Origin of the sequence: Streptomyces daghestanicus, from assembly GCF_020521275.1 — a bacterium.
Lineage (GTDB): Bacteria > Actinomycetota > Actinomycetes > Streptomycetales > Streptomycetaceae > Streptomyces > Streptomyces griseoviridis.
Genome location: NZ_BNDX01000002.1, coordinates 120,543 through 136,859, shown reverse-complemented (window position 1 = coordinate 136,859; position 16,317 = coordinate 120,543). Strand labels below are relative to the sequence as shown.

The 16,317-nt window shown below is 75.9% G+C and carries 12 protein-coding genes; 11 read left to right on the top strand and 1 reads right to left on the bottom strand.

The features are described 5' to 3' along the window. Nucleotides 1–99 precede the first annotated feature (99 nt). Genes Sdagh_RS00725 through cobI form a run of 7 tightly spaced genes read left to right on the top strand, consistent with a single transcriptional unit; the run spans nt 100 to nt 10,902 of the window. Entirely contained in the window at nt 100–1,044 is a 945-nt protein-coding gene (locus Sdagh_RS00725) for a cobalamin biosynthesis protein (RefSeq protein ID WP_189421723.1), read from the top strand. Continuing rightward, nucleotides 1,041–2,552 carry a cobyric acid synthase gene (locus Sdagh_RS00720; protein WP_189421722.1) on the top strand — a complete coding sequence of 504 codons (1,512 nt, stop codon included), beginning with the start codon at nt 1,041–1,043 and terminating at the stop codon, nt 2,550–2,552. Before Sdagh_RS00725 ends, Sdagh_RS00720 begins: the two co-directional genes overlap by 4 nt. Then, nucleotides 2,549–6,202, top strand: coding sequence for a cobaltochelatase subunit CobN (gene cobN, locus Sdagh_RS00715; protein ID WP_189421721.1), 3,654 nt, complete (start codon nt 2,549–2,551; stop codon nt 6,200–6,202). Before Sdagh_RS00720 ends, cobN begins: the two co-directional genes overlap by 4 nt. Then, the gene (locus tag Sdagh_RS00710; RefSeq protein WP_190078029.1) at nt 6,199–8,217 is read left to right on the top strand and encodes a putative cobaltochelatase; all 2,019 of its coding nucleotides are present in this window, start codon (nt 6,199–6,201) and stop codon (nt 8,215–8,217) included. The genes cobN and Sdagh_RS00710 overlap by 4 nt, the downstream gene beginning before the upstream one ends. Further along, nucleotides 8,217–8,816, top strand: coding sequence for a cob(I)yrinic acid a,c-diamide adenosyltransferase (gene cobO, locus Sdagh_RS00705; protein ID WP_189421719.1), 600 nt, complete (start codon nt 8,217–8,219; stop codon nt 8,814–8,816). The genes Sdagh_RS00710 and cobO overlap by 1 nt, the downstream gene beginning before the upstream one ends. Further along, nucleotides 8,813–10,174: a cobyrinic acid a,c-diamide synthase CobB gene (locus Sdagh_RS00700; RefSeq protein WP_370594960.1), complete on the top strand. Its 1,362-nt coding sequence runs from the start codon at nt 8,813–8,815 to the stop codon at nt 10,172–10,174. The genes cobO and Sdagh_RS00700 overlap by 4 nt, the downstream gene beginning before the upstream one ends. Next, nucleotides 10,171–10,902, top strand: coding sequence for a precorrin-2 C(20)-methyltransferase (gene cobI / locus Sdagh_RS00695; RefSeq protein WP_189421717.1), 732 nt, complete (start codon nt 10,171–10,173; stop codon nt 10,900–10,902). Before Sdagh_RS00700 ends, cobI begins: the two co-directional genes overlap by 4 nt. A gap of 38 nt (nt 10,903–10,940) precedes the next feature. Here the strand turns inward: cobI and Sdagh_RS00690 are convergent, their stop codons facing one another. Beyond that, on the bottom strand, nt 10,941–11,666 hold the full coding sequence (locus Sdagh_RS00690; RefSeq protein WP_189421716.1) for a ZIP family metal transporter: 726 nt from the start codon (nt 11,664–11,666) through the stop codon (nt 10,941–10,943). 101 nt (nt 11,667–11,767) lie between these two features. Here Sdagh_RS00690 and cobM point away from each other — a divergent pair, with 101 nt between their 5' ends. Genes cobM through cobC form a run of 4 tightly spaced genes read left to right on the top strand, consistent with a single transcriptional unit; the run spans nt 11,768 to nt 16,287 of the window. Next, on the top strand, nt 11,768–12,607 hold the full coding sequence (gene cobM / locus Sdagh_RS00685) for a precorrin-4 C(11)-methyltransferase (RefSeq protein ID WP_189421775.1): 840 nt from the start codon (nt 11,768–11,770) through the stop codon (nt 12,605–12,607). Then, the gene (cobJ, locus tag Sdagh_RS00680; protein ID WP_190078028.1) at nt 12,604–14,304 is read left to right on the top strand and encodes a precorrin-3B C(17)-methyltransferase; all 1,701 of its coding nucleotides are present in this window, start codon (nt 12,604–12,606) and stop codon (nt 14,302–14,304) included. Before cobM ends, cobJ begins: the two co-directional genes overlap by 4 nt. A gap of 35 nt (nt 14,305–14,339) precedes the next feature. Continuing rightward, entirely contained in the window at nt 14,340–15,245 is a 906-nt protein-coding gene (locus Sdagh_RS00675; protein WP_190078027.1) for a sirohydrochlorin chelatase, read from the top strand. Further along, complete coding sequence (cobC, locus tag Sdagh_RS00670; protein ID WP_189421713.1) at nt 15,235–16,287, top strand: Rv2231c family histidinol phosphate aminotransferase CobC; 1,053 nt, start codon at nt 15,235–15,237, stop codon at nt 16,285–16,287. Before Sdagh_RS00675 ends, cobC begins: the two co-directional genes overlap by 11 nt. Nucleotides 16,288–16,317 lie beyond the last annotated feature (30 nt).

Here is a 16,317-nt window from a genome sequence, read left to right as displayed (position 1 = left end):
GGGCGTGGACACCCTGAGTGAGGACATAACGCGATGCCCGGCTGCCGTTGCGAACGCAGGTCCGCCTCTCCCGACCGCCGTGTGACCGGCTGATCCCCCGTGCGAGCCGAACGCGTCTTCGCGTACGGCGCCGCCGCCGGCCTCCTCGGCGACCTGCTCCTCGGTGATCCCCGCCGCGGGCATCCGGTCGCCGTGTTCGGCCGCGCCGCCGGTGCCGTGGAACGAGTGCTGTGGCGTGACCACCGGGGCGCGGGCGCCCTGCACACCGCCGTGTGCGCCGGTGGCGCCGTCGCCCTGGGCGCCGTGGCCGCCCGTGCGGTACGCCGCTCCCCCGCCGCCTCCGTCGCGCTGACCGCCGCCGCCACCTGGACCGTCGTCGGCGGGACCTCGCTGGCCCGGGAGGCCCGCGCGATCGGCCGGGCGCTCACGGCCGGGGACGTCGAGGCGGCCCGGGAGCGGCTGCCGCACCTGTGCGGCCGGGACCCCGGGGCGCTGGACGCCGACGGGATCGCGCGGGCCGTGGTGGAGTCCGTCGCCGAGAACACCTCCGACGCGGTGGTGGGCGCCCTGGTGTGGGGAGCGGTGGCCGGGGTGCCGGGACTGCTCGGTTTCCGGGCGGTCAACACCCTCGACGCCATGGTCGGGCACAAGTCGCCCCGCCACCGGCGCTACGGCTGGGCCTCCGCCCGGCTCGACGACGTGGCCGGCTGGCCGGGGGCGCGGCTGACCGCCGCCCTGGCCGTGCTCGCCGGGGACGACCCGCGGGGTGCCGTACGGGCCTGGCGGGCCGATGCCGGGCGGCATCCGAGTCCCAACGCCGGCCCGGTGGAGGCGTCGTTCGCGGGCGCCCTCGGGGTGCGGCTCGGCGGGACGCTGGCGTACGGCGGGCGGGTCGAACACCGGCCGGTGCTCAACGGGGCGCGCGGGCGGGCCGTCCGGGTCGCGGACGTCGAGCGGGCGGTACGGCTGTCGCGGCGCGTGGGTCTGCTCGCGCTCGGCGTGTGCGCGGGCGCGGGAGTGCTGATGAGAGGACGTGGAGCGTGAACGGTGGGGGGCTGCTCGTCGCCGGGACCACCTCCGACGCCGGGAAGAGCGTCGTGACCGCCGGGATCTGCCGGTGGCTGGTCCGGCAGGGCGTGAAGGTGGCGCCGTTCAAGGCGCAGAACATGTCCCTCAACTCGTTCGTGACCCGCGAGGGCGCGGAGATCGGGCGGGCGCAGGCCATGCAGGCCCAGGCGTGCCGGGTCGAACCGACCGCGCTGATGAACCCGGTGCTGCTCAAGCCCGGTGGCGAGCGCAGCAGCCAGGTCGTGCTGCTCGGCAGGCCGGTCGGGGAGATGACCGCCCGCGGCTACCACGGCGGGCGGCAGCGGCAGCTGCTCGGCACGGTCCTCGACTGTCTCGCCGAGTTGCGGGGCACGTATGACGCGGTGATCTGTGAGGGGGCGGGCAGCCCGGCCGAGATCAACCTGCGCCGGACCGACATCGTCAACATGGGGATCGCCCGGGGCGCCGGGCTGCCCGTGCTGGTGGTCGGCGACATCGACCGAGGGGGCGTCTTCGCGTCCTTCTTCGGCACGGTCGCGCTGCTCGCGCCCGAGGACCAGGCGCTGGTCGCCGGGTTCCTGGTGAACAAGTTCCGGGGGGACGTCTCCCTGCTGGAACCCGGCCTCGACATGCTCCGCGGCCTCACCGGGCGGCGGACGTACGGCGTGCTGCCGTTCCGGCACGGGCTCGGCATCGACGAGGAGGACGGGATGGCGGTGTCCCTGCGGGGCGCGGTCCGCGAGTCCCGGGTGACCGCCCCCGTCGGGGAGGACGTGCTGCGGATCGCGGTCTGCGCGGTGCCGCTGATGTCCAACTTCACGGACGTCGACGCGCTCGCCGCCGAACCGGGCGTCGTGGTGCGGTTCGTGGACCGGCCGGAGGAACTGGCCGACGCGGACCTGGTGATCGTGCCGGGCACCCGGGGGACGGTCCGGGCGCTGGCGTGGCTGCGCGAGCGGGGGCTCGCGGACGCCCTGGCGCGCCGGGCCGCCGAGGGGCGGCCCGTCCTCGGCATCTGCGGCGGTTTCCAGCTCCTCGGGGAGCACATCGAGGACGACGTCGAGTCGCGCGCCGGGCACGTCGACGGGCTCGGACTGCTGCCCGTACGCGTGCGGTTCGCGGCGGAGAAGACGCTCACCCGGCCGGTCGGCACGGCCCTGGGCGAACCCGTCGAGGGGTACGAGATCCATCACGGCGTCGCCGAGGTCATGGGCGGCGCCCCCTTCCTGGACGGGTGCCGGGTCGGCCAGACCTGGGGCACGCACTGGCACGGTTCGCTGGAGTCGGACGGGTTCCGGCGGGCGTTCCTGCGCGAGGTGGCCGCCGCCGCGGGCCGCCGCTTCGTACCGGCCCCGGCCACGAGCTTCGCCGCGCTGCGCGAGGAGCAGCTCGACCGGCTCGGCGACCTGATCGAACAGCACGCGGACACGGACGCGCTGTGGCGGCTCATCGAGTCCGGCGCGCCACAAGGACTGCCTTTCATTCCACCGGGAGCGCCCGCATGAGCACAGTGTTGTTGTTGTCGACCGCCGACACGGACCTGCTGGCGGCCCGCGCGTCGGACGCCGCCTACCGGATCGGCAACCCGACCCGCGTCGACGTCCGCGAGGAGCTGCCCGCCCTGGTCGAGGGCGCCGACCTCGCCGTCGTCCGGCTGCTGGGCGGCAAGCGGGCCTGGGAGGACGGGCTCGCCGCGCTGAAGGCGTCGGGCATCCCCACGGTGCTGCTCGGCGGCGAGTCGGTGCCGGACGCGGAGCTGATGGCCGAGTCGTCGGTGCCGGCCGGCGTGGTGGCCGAGGCGCTGCGCTACCTCGTCGAGGGCGGCCCGGAGAACCTCGCCCAGCTGGCCCGGTTCCTCTCCGACACCGTGCTGCTGACCGGCGAGGGCTTCGACGGGCCGCGTGCCATGCCGGAGTACGGCGTGCACGGCGAACGCCCGTACGTCGAGGGCCGCCCGACCGTCGGCGTGCTCTTCTACCGGGCGCACGAGCTGAGCGGCAACACCGCCTTCGTGGACACCCTGTGCGACGCCGTCGAGGCGAGGGGCGCCAACGCGCTCCCGGTGTACTGCGGTTCGCTGCGCGGCGCCGACGCCGGGCTGTACGAGCTGCTCGGCCGGGCGGACGCCCTGGTCGCCACCGTCCTCGCGGCCGGCGGCACGCACGCCTCGCAGGCGTCGGCGGGCGGCGACGAGGAGGCGTGGGACATCGGGGCGCTGGCCGACCTGGACGTCCCCGTGCTCCAGGGGCTCTGCCTCACCTCGTCCAGGGCGGCCTGGGAGGCGTCCGACGCCGCCCTCTCCCCCATGGACGCGGCGATGCAGGTCGCGATCCCCGAGTTCGACGGCCGGCTGGTCACGGTGCCGTTCTCCTTCAAGGAGCAGGGCGCCGACGAGGTCCCGGTGTACGTGGCCGACCCCGAGCGGGCCGCGCGGGTCGCCGGGATCGCCGTACGGCACGCGGTGCTGCGGCACAAGGCGAACGCGGAGAAGAAGCTGGCGCTGGTCTTCACGGCGTACCCGACCAAGCACTCGCGGGTCGGCAACGCGGTGGGCCTGGACACCCCGGCGTCGGCGGTGCGGGTGCTGGACGCGCTGCGGGCGGCCGGGTACGCGGTCGACGGGTACCCGGACAACGGCGACGAGCTGATCCACCGGCTGATCGAGGCCGGCGGCCACGACGTGGAGTGGCTGACGGAGGACCAGCTGGCGGCGGCCCCGGCGCGGGTGCCGCTGGCCGACTACCGCGCGTGGTTCGAGAAGCTCGACCCGGAGCTGCGGGACGCCATGACCGAGGCGTGGGGGGAGCCGCCGGGCTCGCTGTACGTCGACGGCGACGACATCGTGCTGGCGTCCCTGCGGTTCGGGAACGTCGTCGTGATGATCCAGCCGCCGCGCGGCTTCGGGGAGAACCCGATCGCGATCTACCACGACCCCGACATGCCGCCCTCCCACCACTACCTCGCGGCCTACCGCTGGCTGGAGAACAGCTTCGGCGCCGACGCGATCGTGCACATGGGCAAGCACGGCACGATGGAGTGGCTGCCCGGCAAGGGGCTGGGGCTGAGCGCCCGCTGCGCGCCGGACGCGGTGCTGGGCGAGCTGCCGCTGATCTACCCGTTCATCGTCAACGACCCCGGTGAGGGCACCCAGGCCAAGCGGCGCGGTCACGCCACCGTCGTGGACCACCTGGTGCCGCCGATGGCCCGCGCCGACACCTACGGCGACCTGGCCAAGCTGGAGCAGCTCCTCGACGAGTACGCGCTCGTCTCCGACCTGGACCCGGCGAAGGCCCCGGCGGTCCGCGCGCAGATCTGGACGCTGGTCAAGGCGGCGGAGCTCCACCACGACCTGCACGTGGACGACCAGCCGGACGACGACGCGTTCGACGAGTTCGTCATGCACATCGACGGCTATCTGTGCGAGATCAAGGACGTGCAGATCCGCGACGGCCTGCACGTCCTGGGCGGCGGCCCGGAGGGTGAGCCCCGCGTCAACCTGGTCCTCGCGGTGCTGCGGGCCTCCCAGGTGTGGGGCGGGCAGGCGAACGCGCTGCCCGGTCTGCGGGCCGCGCTGGCCGCGCACTTCGGGCTGGTGGAGAAGGAACTGCTGGCCGAGCCGGGCGCCCCGGTGAAGGTGCCGGCGGAGCTGACCGGGCTGGTGGACGGCCCGGCGCGGACCGGCGCCGACGCGATCGACCTGCTGGAGCAGCTGTGCCGGCGGGTCGCGGAGGGCATGGAGGCACGGGACTGGGACCGCGCGGCCGTCCCGGCGCTGGTGCGGGAGGTCCTCGGGACCGAACTGCCGGACGCGGTCGCCGTGCTGGAGTTCGCCTGCGCCGAGGTCGTGCCGCGGCTCGCCCGGACCACGGACGAGATCGGGCACATCCTGCGGGCGCTGAACGGCGGTTACGTCCCGGCGGGGCCGTCCGGCTCCCCGACCCGCGGCCTGGTCAACGTCCTGCCGACCGGCCGGAACTTCTACTCCGTCGACCCCAAGGCGATCCCGTCCCGGCTGAGCTGGGAGGTCGGGCAGTCGCTCGCGGACTCCCTGGTCCAGCGGTACCTGGCGGACACCGGGGAGTACCCGAAGTCCGTGGGCCTCACCGTCTGGGGCACGTCCGCGATGCGCACCCAGGGCGACGACATCGCCGAGATCCTGGCGCTCCTCGGCTGCCGTCCGGTGTGGGACGACGCCTCGCGCCGGGTGACCGGCTTCGAGATCGTGCCGGTGGCGGAGCTGGGCCGGCCGCGCATCGACGTGACGGTCCGCATCTCCGGCTTCTTCCGGGACGCCTTCCCGCACGTCGTCGCGTTGATCGACGACGCGGTACGGGCGGTGGCGGAGCTGGACGAGCCCGCCGGCGCCAACTACGTGCGGGCGCACGTCGAGGAGGACGCCGCCGGGCACGGGGACCGGCGCCGGGCCACGGCCCGGATCTTCGGTTCCAAGCCGGGGGCGTACGGCGCGGGTCTGCTGCCGCTGATCGACGCCCGCAACTGGCGCTCGGACGCGGACCTCGCCGAGGTGTACGCGGTGTGGGGCGGCTACGCCTACGGGCGGGGGCTCGACGGACGGGCGGCGCGCGGGGACATGGAGACGGCGTTCCGGCGGATCGCCGTGGCCGCGAAGAACGTCGACACCCGCGAGCACGACCTCGTCGACGCCGACGACTACTTCCAGTACCACGGCGGCATGGTCGCGATGGTGCGGCACCTGACGGGCGAGAGCCCCGAGGCGTACGTCGGTGACTCCGCCACCCCGGACCAGGTGAGGACCCGGACGCTGGGCGAGGAGACCCACCGCGTCTTCCGGGCCCGGGTGGTCAACCCCCGCTGGATGGCGGCGATGCGGCGGCACGGCTACAAGGGCGCCTTCGAGATGGCGGCGACCGTGGACTACCTCTTCGGCTACGACGCGACGGCCGGGGTCGTGGACGACTGGATGTACGAGAAGCTCAGCGCCGAGTACGTCTTCGACCCGGAGAACCGGGACTTCATGAGGAAGTCCAACCCGTGGGCGCTGCGCGGCATCACGGAACGGCTGCTGGAGGCGGCGGACCGGGGGCTGTGGGCGGAGCCGGACGCGCAGACCCTGGAGCGGCTGCGCGCCACGTATCTGGAGCTTGAGGGCGACTTGGAGGGTGACGACCAGTGACCACGACCCCGTTCCCGTTCTCGGCCGTCGTCGGCCAGGACGACCTGCGGCTGGCGCTGCTGCTGAACGCCGTCTCCCCGGCGGTCGGCGGGGTGCTGGTGCGCGGCGAGAAGGGCACCGCCAAGTCGACGGCCGTGCGGGCGCTGTCGGCGCTGCTGCCGCCGGTGGACGTCGTCCCCGGGTGCCGTTTCTCCTGTGACCCGGCCGCGCCCGACTCGGGCTGCCCGGACGGGCCGCACGAGCCGGGCGGCGGCACGGCGCGGCCGGCCCGGATGGTCGAGCTGCCGGTCGGCGCCTCCGAGGACCGCCTGGTCGGCGCCCTCGACATCGAGCGGGCGCTGGCGGAGGGCGTGAAGGCGTTCGAGCCGGGGCTGCTCGCGCAGGCGCACCGAGGCATCCTCTACGTCGACGAGGTCAACCTCCTCCACGACCACCTGGTCGACCTGCTGCTGGACGCGGCGGCGATGGGCGCGTCGTACGTCGAGCGCGAGGGCGTGTCGGTGCGGCACGCGGCGCGGTTCCTGCTGGTCGGCACCATGAACCCGGAGGAGGGCGAGCTGCGCCCGCAGCTCCTCGACCGGTTCGGCCTGACCGTCGAGGTCGCCGCCTCCCGCGAGCCCGGCCAGCGGGTGGAGGTCGTACGGCGCAGGCTCGCCCACGACGACGACCCGGCCGGGTTCGCGGCGCGCTGGGCGGACGAGGAGGCCGCCGTACGGGCGCGGATCACGGCGGCGCGGGAACTGCTGCCGTCGGTGCGGCTCGGCGACGGGGCGCTGCGGCAGATCGCGGCGACCTGCGCGGCCTTCGAGGTCGACGGGATGCGGGCCGACATCGTGATGGCGCGGACCGCGACCGCGCTGGCGGCGTGGGCCGGGCGGCCGGAGGTGCTGGCGGAGGACGTGCGGCAGGCCGCGCTGCTGGCCCTGCCGCACCGGCGGCGGCGCAACCCCTTCGACGCGCCCGGTCTGGACGAGGACAAGCTGGACCAGACGCTGGAGGAGTTCGGCGGCGGGCAGGGCGGCCAGGAGGACCAGGGCGACGGGGACGACGATCCCGACGGTCCCGGTGGTCCGGGCGGGGGCGGTGGGCAGCCGCCCGCGGAGGGGCCCCGGGGCGGTGACACCGGTGCCCGTCCCGAGGCCGGGGACGAGGGCGAACCGCAGCCGTCCGGGGGCGGGGCGGGCGAGCGGCGGCCGGCGCCGGCGGCGGAGCCGTTCCGCACCAGGGTGCTGAGTGTGCCGGGTCTGGGCGAGGGGGCCGCCGGGCGGCGGTCGCGGGCCCGGACCGAGCACGGGCGGACCACCGGGGCGCGGCGGCCGAAGGGCGCGCTGACCAAACTGCACCTGGCGGCGACCGTGCGGGCGGCGGCGCCGCACCAGCGGGCGCGGGGGCGCAGCGGTCCGGGCCTGGTGGTCCGGCGGGACGATCTGCGGCAGGCGACGCGGGAGGGCCGGGAGGGCAACCTCGTGCTGTTCGTCGTGGACGCCTCCGGGTCGATGGCGGCGCGGCAGCGGATGAGCGCCGTGAAGGGCGCGGTGCTGTCGCTGCTGCTCGACGCCTACCAGCGGCGGGACAAGGTGGGGCTGGTGACCTTCCGTGGGTCGGCGGCGGACGTGGCGCTGCCGCCGACGTCGTCGGTGGACGCGGCGGCGGTCCGGCTGGAGTCGCTTCCGACGGGCGGGCGGACGCCGCTGGCGGCCGGGCTGCTGCGCGCGCACGAGGTGCTGCGGGTGGAGCGGCTGCGGGACCCGGCGCGGCGGCCCCTGGTCGTCGTCGTGACGGACGGGCGGGCGACCGGCGGTCCGGAACCGGTGGCGCTGGCGGAGCGGGCGGCGCGGCTGTTCGCGGCCGAGTCGGTCGCCTCGGTGGTCGTGGACTGCGAGGCGGGGCCGGTGCGGCTGGGGCTGGCCGGACGGCTCGCCGGTGAGCTGGGCGGGACGGCGGTGACGCTGGAGGAGCTGCGGGCGGACTCGATCGCCGGGCTCGTCAAGGACGTGCAGAGGAGGGCGGCCTGATGCCGCAGGGACAGCCGAGTGTCGTACCGGACGACGGTCTGACGACCCGTCAGCGGCGGAACCGTCCGCTGGTGGTCGTGCACACGGGCATCGGCAAGGGCAAGTCGACGGCCGCGTTCGGGCTGGCGCTGCGGGCCTGGAACCAGGGCTGGCCGATCGGGGTGTTCCAGTTCGTCAAGTCGGCGAAGTGGAAGGTCGGCGAGGAGAACGCGCTGCGGGTGCTGGGCGCCTCCGGCGAGGGCGGGACCGTCGACTGGCACAAGATGGGCGAGGGCTGGTCCTGGGTCCAGCGCGACGCGCAGATGGACAACGAGGAGAAGGCCCGGGAGGGCTGGGAGCAGGTCAAGCGGGACCTGGCGGCCGAGACGTACAGGCTGTACGTGCTGGACGAGTTCGCCTACCCGATGCACTGGGGATGGGTGGACACCGACGAGGTGGTGGAGGTGCTGCGGGACCGGCCGGGGACCCAGCACGTCGTGATCACCGGGCGGAACGCGCCGGAGAAGCTGGTGGGGTTCGCCGACCTGGTCACCGACATGTCCAAGGTCAAGCACCCGATGGACGCCGGGCAGAAGGGGCAGAGGGGCATCGAGTGGTGACCTCCTCCGTGCCCCGGCTGGTCATCGCCGCGCCGGCCTCCGGCAGCGGGAAGACCACCGTCGCCACCGGGCTGATGGCCGCGCTGACCGCGCGGGGACTCGCCGTGTCCCCGCACAAGGTCGGGCCGGACTACATCGATCCCGGGTACCACACGCTGGCCACCGGACGGCCGGGGCGGAACCTCGACGCGTACCTGTGCGGTCCCGAGCTGGTCGCTCCGCTGTTCCTGCACGGGGCGGCGGGGTGCGACCTCGCGGTCGTCGAGGGCGTGATGGGGCTGTACGACGGGGCCGCCGGGGAGGGCGAGCTGGCGTCCACCGCGCAGGTCGCGAAGGTGCTGGGCGCGCCGGTGGTGCTGGTCGTCGACGCGGCGTCGCAGTCGCGGTCGGTGGCGGCGCTGGTGCACGGGTTCGTGTCCTGGGACCCCGGGGTGCGGATCGGGGGCGTGATCCTCAACAAGGTCGGGTCGGACCGGCACGAGGCGCTGCTGCGGGAGGCGCTGGACTCCGTCGGGCTCCCGGTGCTGGGGGTGCTGCGGCGGGCGGCCGCCGTGTCCGTGCCGTCGCGGCATCTCGGGCTGGTGCCGGTCGCCGAGCGGCGGGGGGACGCGGTCGGTGCGGTCGCCGCCATGGCGGGGATGGTGTCCGAGGGGTGCGACCTGGACGCCCTCGTCGCGCTGGCCCGGTCCGCCGGGGCCCTGCCAGGGGGCTCCGTCCCCTGGACCCCCGGGCCTTCGCCGGCCCTCCCCGGCGCGAGGCCGCGCGTCGCCGTCGCCGGTGGGGCCGCGTTCAGCTTCTCCTATGCCGAGCACACGGAGCTGCTGGCCGCCGCCGGTGCGGAGGTCGTCCCCTTCGATCCGTTGCGGGACGAGGGGCTGCCCGAGGACACGGCGGGGCTGGTGATCGGCGGGGGGTTCCCCGAGGTGTACGCCGCCGAGCTGTCCGCCAACGCGACGCTGCGCGCGTCGGTCGCGGAGCTGGCGGCGCGCGGAGCGCCCGTCGCCGCCGAGTGCGCGGGGCTGCTGTACCTGTGCCGGGAGCTGGACGGCAGGCCGATGTGCGGGGTGCTGGACGCGGCGGCGCGGATGTCGGAGCGGCTGACGCTGGGCTACCGGGACGCCGTGGCCGTCTCGGACAGCGCGCTGGCCGCCGCCGGGACACGGCTGCGGGGGCACGAGTTCCACCGGACGGTGGTGGAGCCGGGGGCCGGGGCGGCTCCGGCGTGGGGGGTGCGCGCGCCGGAGCGGCGCGTCGAGGGTTTCGTACAGCGGGGTGTGCACGCGAGCTATCTGCACACGCACTGGGCGGCCGAGCCCGGTGTGGCCCGTCGGTTCGTGGAGAGGTGCCGGACGTCATGAGCAGCCATCTGGTGGGAGTCGGGGTGGGCCCCGGTGATCCGGAGCTGGTGACCGTCAAGGGGGTCAACGCGCTGCGGGCGGCCGAGGTCGTCGTCGTCCCCGTGATGGACACGGGTGAGCGGGGCCGGGCCGAGGCGACCGTGCTGCACTACGTGGGCGCCGAGAAGATCGTCCGGGTCGTCTTCGCGCTCAACGAGCGCAGTGACCGGGCGCGGCGGGAGGCCGCCTGGGACGCCGCCGGGGAGCGCGTGGCCGGGTTGCTGCGCGCGCACGGCCGGGTCGCCTTCGCGACCATCGGGGACCCCAACGTGTACTCGACGTTCACCTATCTCGCGCAGACGGTCGGCGCGCTGGTGCCGGGGACGGTCGTGGAGACCGTGCCGGGCATCACCGCCATGCAGGACCTCGCCGCGCGGTCGGGTGCCGTGCTCACCGAGGGCACCGAGCCGCTGACGCTGGTGCCGGTGACGGCCGGGGCGGCCGTGCTGAAGGACGCGCTGCACGGGCCGGGGACGGTCGTGGCGTACAAGTTCGGGCGGCAGGCGGCCCAGGTGGCCGAGGCGCTGCGGGAGACCGGGCGGCTGGCGGACGCGGTGTGGGGGTCGGCGCTCGGGCTGGCGGAGGAGTCGATCCGGCCGGCCGGTGACCTCGACGGCACCGCCCTGCCGTATCTGTCGACGCTGATCGCGCCCGCGCGGCGGGACGGCGGCCGGGGCGGGAAACTGTGACCACGGTGGCCGGGGGGACCACGGCGACCGGGGCGCCGCTACTCCGCGATGCCGACCACCAGCCAGATGAACGCCGCTCCGGCGGTCGTGCACAGCAGAGTGGAGCGGGCGGGGTGCTCGTGGTGGGCCTCGGGAAGGATCTCGGCGGCGGCGAGATAGAGGAGCACGCCGCCGAAGAGGCCGAGATAGGCGCCGAGGGCCTGCTCGGGGATGGTGAGGAACAGGGTGGAGGCCGCGCCGAGGACGGGGGCGCAGGCGTCGGCGACCAGCATGGCGACGGCGCGGCGGCGGGCGTTGCCGTAGAGGCTGGTCAGTGTGTAGGTGTTGAAGCCGTCGGCGAAGTCGTGGGCGATCACCGCCATGGCGACCGCCGCGCCCATGCCGCCGCCGACCTGGAAGGCGGCGCCGATCGCCACGCCGTCCATCGCGCTGTGCCCGACCATCGCCGCGGCGGCCGTCAGGCCCACCTCCGGGGCGCGGGCGTGCTCGTCGGCGCCGTGCGCGGCCCGGCGCGCGGCCAGCAGGCGTTCCACGAGGTGGGCGAGGAGGAAGCCCGCGACGAACAGCAGCAGGGCCTCGGGCACGCCGAACACCTCGTCGCCGGCGGCCTCCAGCGCCTCCGGCAGCAGGTCCAGGCCGACCACGCCGAGCATCAGGCCGCCGGCCAGGCCCAGCACCAGGTGGCGGCGGTCGGTCACGCGCTGTGCCGTCCAGCCGCCGGCCAGCGTCATCAGGAACGCGCCGAGCGCGACGAAGACCGCCATGTGCCCTTGCTATCCGATCGGCGTGTCCGTACGCGCCTCCGACAGCGGCAATCGCAGTAAACATGTCCAGGAGAGGACCCGAATCCATGGCCCCCGAACCCGTGGCCGCCGCCCCCGCCGGCAAGGTGACCTTCGTCGGTGCCGGTCCCGGCGCCGCCGATCTGCTGACGTTCCGGGCGGCGCGTGCCATCGCCGACGCCGATGTCGTGATCTGGGCGGCCAGCCTGGTGCAGGCGGAGGTGCTGGAGCACGCGCGCGCGGACGCCGAGGTGCTCGACTCGGCGACGATGTCGCTGGAGGACGTCGTCGCCGTCTACGAGCGCGCCCACCGCGAGGGCCTCGCCGTGGCCCGGGTGCACTCCGGTGACCCGGCGCTGTGGGGCGGCACGCAGGAGCAGCTCGACCGGTGCGCGGAGATCGGTGTGGCGACGGAGATCGTGCCCGGCGTCTCGTCGTTCTCGGCCGTCGCCGCGCTGGCCGGCCGGGAGCTGACCGTTCCGGAGGTCGCGCAGTCGGTGATCCTGACCCGGCTGGGCGGCGGCAAGACGCCGATGCCGCCCGGTGAGGAGGTCCGGGAGTTCGCCCGGCACGGCACGACCATGGCGGTGTTCCTGTCCGCCGCCCGCAGCGGGCAGCTGGTGCGGGAGCTGCTGGAGGGCGGCTACCCGACCGACACCCCGGTCGTGGTGGCGTACCAGGCGACCTGGCCGGAGGAGCTGGTCGTGCGGTGCACGATCGGGACGCTGGAGGAGACCGTCAAGGAGCACAAGCTGTGGAAGCACACGCTGTTCCTGGTCGGCCCGGCCCTCGCCGCGCACGGCACCCGCTCCCACCTGTACCACCCGGGGCACTTCCACGGCTTCCGCCGGGCCGACCCCGAGGCCCGCAGGGCGCTGCGCGCCCGCCGCGCCGACGACCAGCACGAAGGAGTCACCCAGTGATCGGCATCGTCTCCGCCACGGCGGCGGGCGCGGCGGCCCGGGACCGGCTGGCCGCCGCGTGGCCCGGACGCGTCCGGGTCTACGGCGGTCCCGTCGCGGACGCCGTCCGGGCCGCGTTCGCCGAGTGCGAGCAGCTGGTGTGCTTCCTGGCGACCGGCGCGGTGGTGCGGATCGTCGCCCCGCTGCTGGCCGGGAAGGAGACCGACCCGGGCATCGTCTGCGTGGACGAGGCGGGCCGGTTCGCGGTGGCGCTGCTCGGCGGGCACGGCGGCGGGGCCAACGCCCTGGCCCGGGAGGTCGCCGGGGTGCTCGGCGCCGAACCGGTGGTGACCACGGCGACGGACGCGGTGGACGTGCCCGGCCTGGACACCCTCGGGCTGCCCGTCGAGGGCGCGGTGGCCGGGGTGACCCGGGCGCTGCTGGACGGGGAGCCGGTGGCGCTGCGCGCCGAGGTGGCCTGGCCGCTGCCGCCGCTGCCGGTCGTGCCGGAGGGGACGGCGGCGGCGTACACGATCCGGGTGACGGACCGGCTGGTCGAGCCGGGCGAGCGGGAGGCCGTGCTGCGTCCGCCGTCCCTCGTGGTCGGGGTGGGCGCCTCCCGGGGCGCGCCCGCCGAGGAGGTGCTCGGGCTGATCGGGGACGCCCTGCGGGACGCCGGTCTCGCGGCGGCCTCGGTCGCCGAGCTGGCCACCGTGGACGCCAAGGCCGGCGAGCCGGGCCTGCTCGCCGCCGCCGAACGGCTGGGCGTGCCGCTGGTGACGTACCCGGCCGGGGAACTGGCCGGCGTGGCGGTCCCGAACCCGTCCGCCGCGCCGCTGGACGCCGTCGGCACCCCGTCGGTCGCGGAGGCCGCGGCGCTGCGCCGGGGCGGTGAACTCCTCGTTCCCAAGCGGAAGTCGGTACGCGCCGACGGCCGCCCCGCGACGGCGACCTGCGCGGTCGTACGGCGTCCCGGGCGCGGCCGGCTCGCCGTGGTCGGCCTCGGCCCGGGCGCCCGGGACCTGCTCACCCCGCGCGCCGCCGCCGAACTGCGCCGGGCGTCGGTCCTGGTCGGCCTGGACCAGTACGTCGACCAGATCCGGGACCTGCTGCGCCCCGGCACCCGGATCCTGGAGTCGGGGCTGGGCGCCGAGGAGGAACGGGCCCGTACGGCGGTCGAGGAGGCCCGGCGCGGGCACGCGGTGGCGCTGATCGGCAGCGGTGACGCGGGCGTGTACGCGATGGCCTCGCCGGCCCTCGCGGAGGCGTCCGACGACATCGACGTGGTCGGGGTGCCGGGGGTGACGGCGGCGCTCGCGGCCGGGGCGGTGCTCGGCGCCCCGCTCGGCCACGACCACGTCTCCATCAGCCTGTCCGACCTGCACACGCCGTGGGAGGTCATCGAACGCCGGGTGCGCGCGGCGGCCGGGGCCGACCTGGTGGTGACGTTCTACAACCCGCGCAGCCGGGGCCGCGACTGGCAGTTGCCGAAGGCGCTGGCGATCCTCGCGGAGCACCGCGCGCCCGCCACCCCGGTCGGGGTGGTGCGCAACGCCTCCCGCGCCGACGAGTCCGCCCGGCTGACGACACTGGCCGCGCTGGACCCGGCGACCGTCGACATGATGACCGTCGTGACGGTGGGCAACACCGCCACCCGCGAGATCGCGGGCCGGATGGTGACGCCGCGCGGCTACCGCTGGCAGGAGAGCACCCGATGACCCCCGTACCGAACCCTTCGCCCCGAGGAGAGACCGTGACCACCCCGCCCGCCCTGCTCATCGCCGGCCACGGCACCCGGGACGACGCCGGGGCCGAGGCGTTCCGTGACTTCGTGCGCGAGCTGGGCCGCCGCCACCCCGGACTGCCCGTCGCCGGCGGTTTCATCGAGCTGTCCCCGCCGCCGCTGGGCGACGTGGTGGCCGAGCTGGTGGAGCGCGGGGTGCGCCGGTTCGCGGCGGTGCCGCTGATGCTGGTCTCCGCCGGGCACGCCAAGGGCGACATCCCGGCGGCGCTGGCCCGCGAGAAGGAGCGGCACGCCGGGATCTCGTACACCTACGGCCGTCCGCTGGGCCCGCACCCCGCGCTGCTGCGGGTGCTGGAGCGGCGGCTGGCCGAGGCGATGGACCCGTCCTGGGACCCGGCCGGGGTGACCGTGCTGCTGGTGGGGCGCGGGTCGACGGACCCGGACGCCAACGCCGAGGTGTTCAAGGCGGCGCGGCTGCTGTGGGAGGGCCGCGGGTACGCGGGCGTGGAGACCGCGTTCGTGTCGCTGGCGCGGCCGGACGTGCCGGGCGGCCTGGAGCGGTGCGCGCGGCTCGGCGCCGAGCGGATCGTGGTGCTGCCGTACTTCCTGTTCACCGGCATCCTCCCGGACCGGGTCCGGTTCCAGACCGAGGAGTGGGCCGCCGCGCACCCGGGGACGGCGGTGCGCTCGGCGGACGTCATCGGTCCCGAGCCGGAACTGCTCGACCTGGTGTGGGAGCGGTACGAGGAGGCGGTCGGCGGGGATCTCCGGATGAACTGCGACTCGTGCGTGTACCGGATCGCGCTGCCCGGGTTCGAGGACAAGGTGGGGGCGCCGCAGCAGCCGCACTTCCACCCGGACGACGACGGCCATCACCACCACGGGCACGGGCACGTGCACTCCCATGCCCACTGAGGGCGGCCCCGATCTGCGCCACCACGGCGACGCCGAGGTCCGGGACGACGGTTCGGCGCTGGTGGACCTCGCGGTCAACGTCCGCGCGGGCACGCCGCCGCGGTGGCTGCGCGAGCGGCTCGCGGAGTCCCTGGGCTCGCTCGCCGCCTACCCGGACGGGCGGGCGGCGCGGGCGGCGGTGGCGGCGCGGCACGGGCTGCCGGCGGAGCGGGTGCTGCTGACGGCGGGCGCGGCGGAGGCGTTCGTGCTGCTGGCGCGGGCACTGAAGGTGCGCCGGCCGGTGGTGGTGCATCCGCAGTTCACGGAGCCGGAGGCGGCGCTGCGGGACGCGGGGCACACGGTCGACCGGGTGCTGCTGCGCGCGGCGGACGGTTTCCGGCTGGACCCGGCGGCCGTCCCGGACGACGCCGACCTGGTGGTGGTCGGCAACCCGACCAATCCGACGTCCGTCCTGCACCCCGCCGCCGCGCTCGCCGCGCTGGCCCGGCCCGGGCGGACGCTGGTGGTGGACGAGGCGTTCATGGACGCGGTGCCGGGTGAGCGGGAGGCGCTGGCCGGCCGCACGGACGTGCCCGGTCTGGTGGTGCTGCGCAGCCTCACCAAGACCTGGGGCCTGGCCGGGCTGCGGATCGGCTACGCGCTGGCCGCGCCGGAGACGGTGGCGGCGCTGGAGCGGGCGCAGCCGCTGTGGCCGGTGTCCGCGCCGGCACTGGTCGCGGCCGAGGCGTGCGTGGGGCCGCGGGCGGTGGCGGAGGCCGCGCACGCCGCGCACCGGGTCGCCGCCGACCGGGAGCGGCTGGTCGCCGGGCTGGCGGAGTTCACCGGCCGGGGCCTGGCGGTGGTGGAGCCCGCCGAGGGGCCGTTCGTCCTGGTCCGGCTGCCGGGGGCGGCCGGGGTGCGGCGGCGGCTGCGCGAGCTGGGGTACGCGGTCCGGCGCGGGGACACCTTTCCCGGGCTGGGCGAGGAGTGGCTGCGGCTCGCGGTCCGGGACCGGGCGACGACGGACGGGTTCCTGCGGGCGCTGGACCGGGCCACGGGGTGACCGGCCGGCCGCCCCGCTCGGCCGGGGACG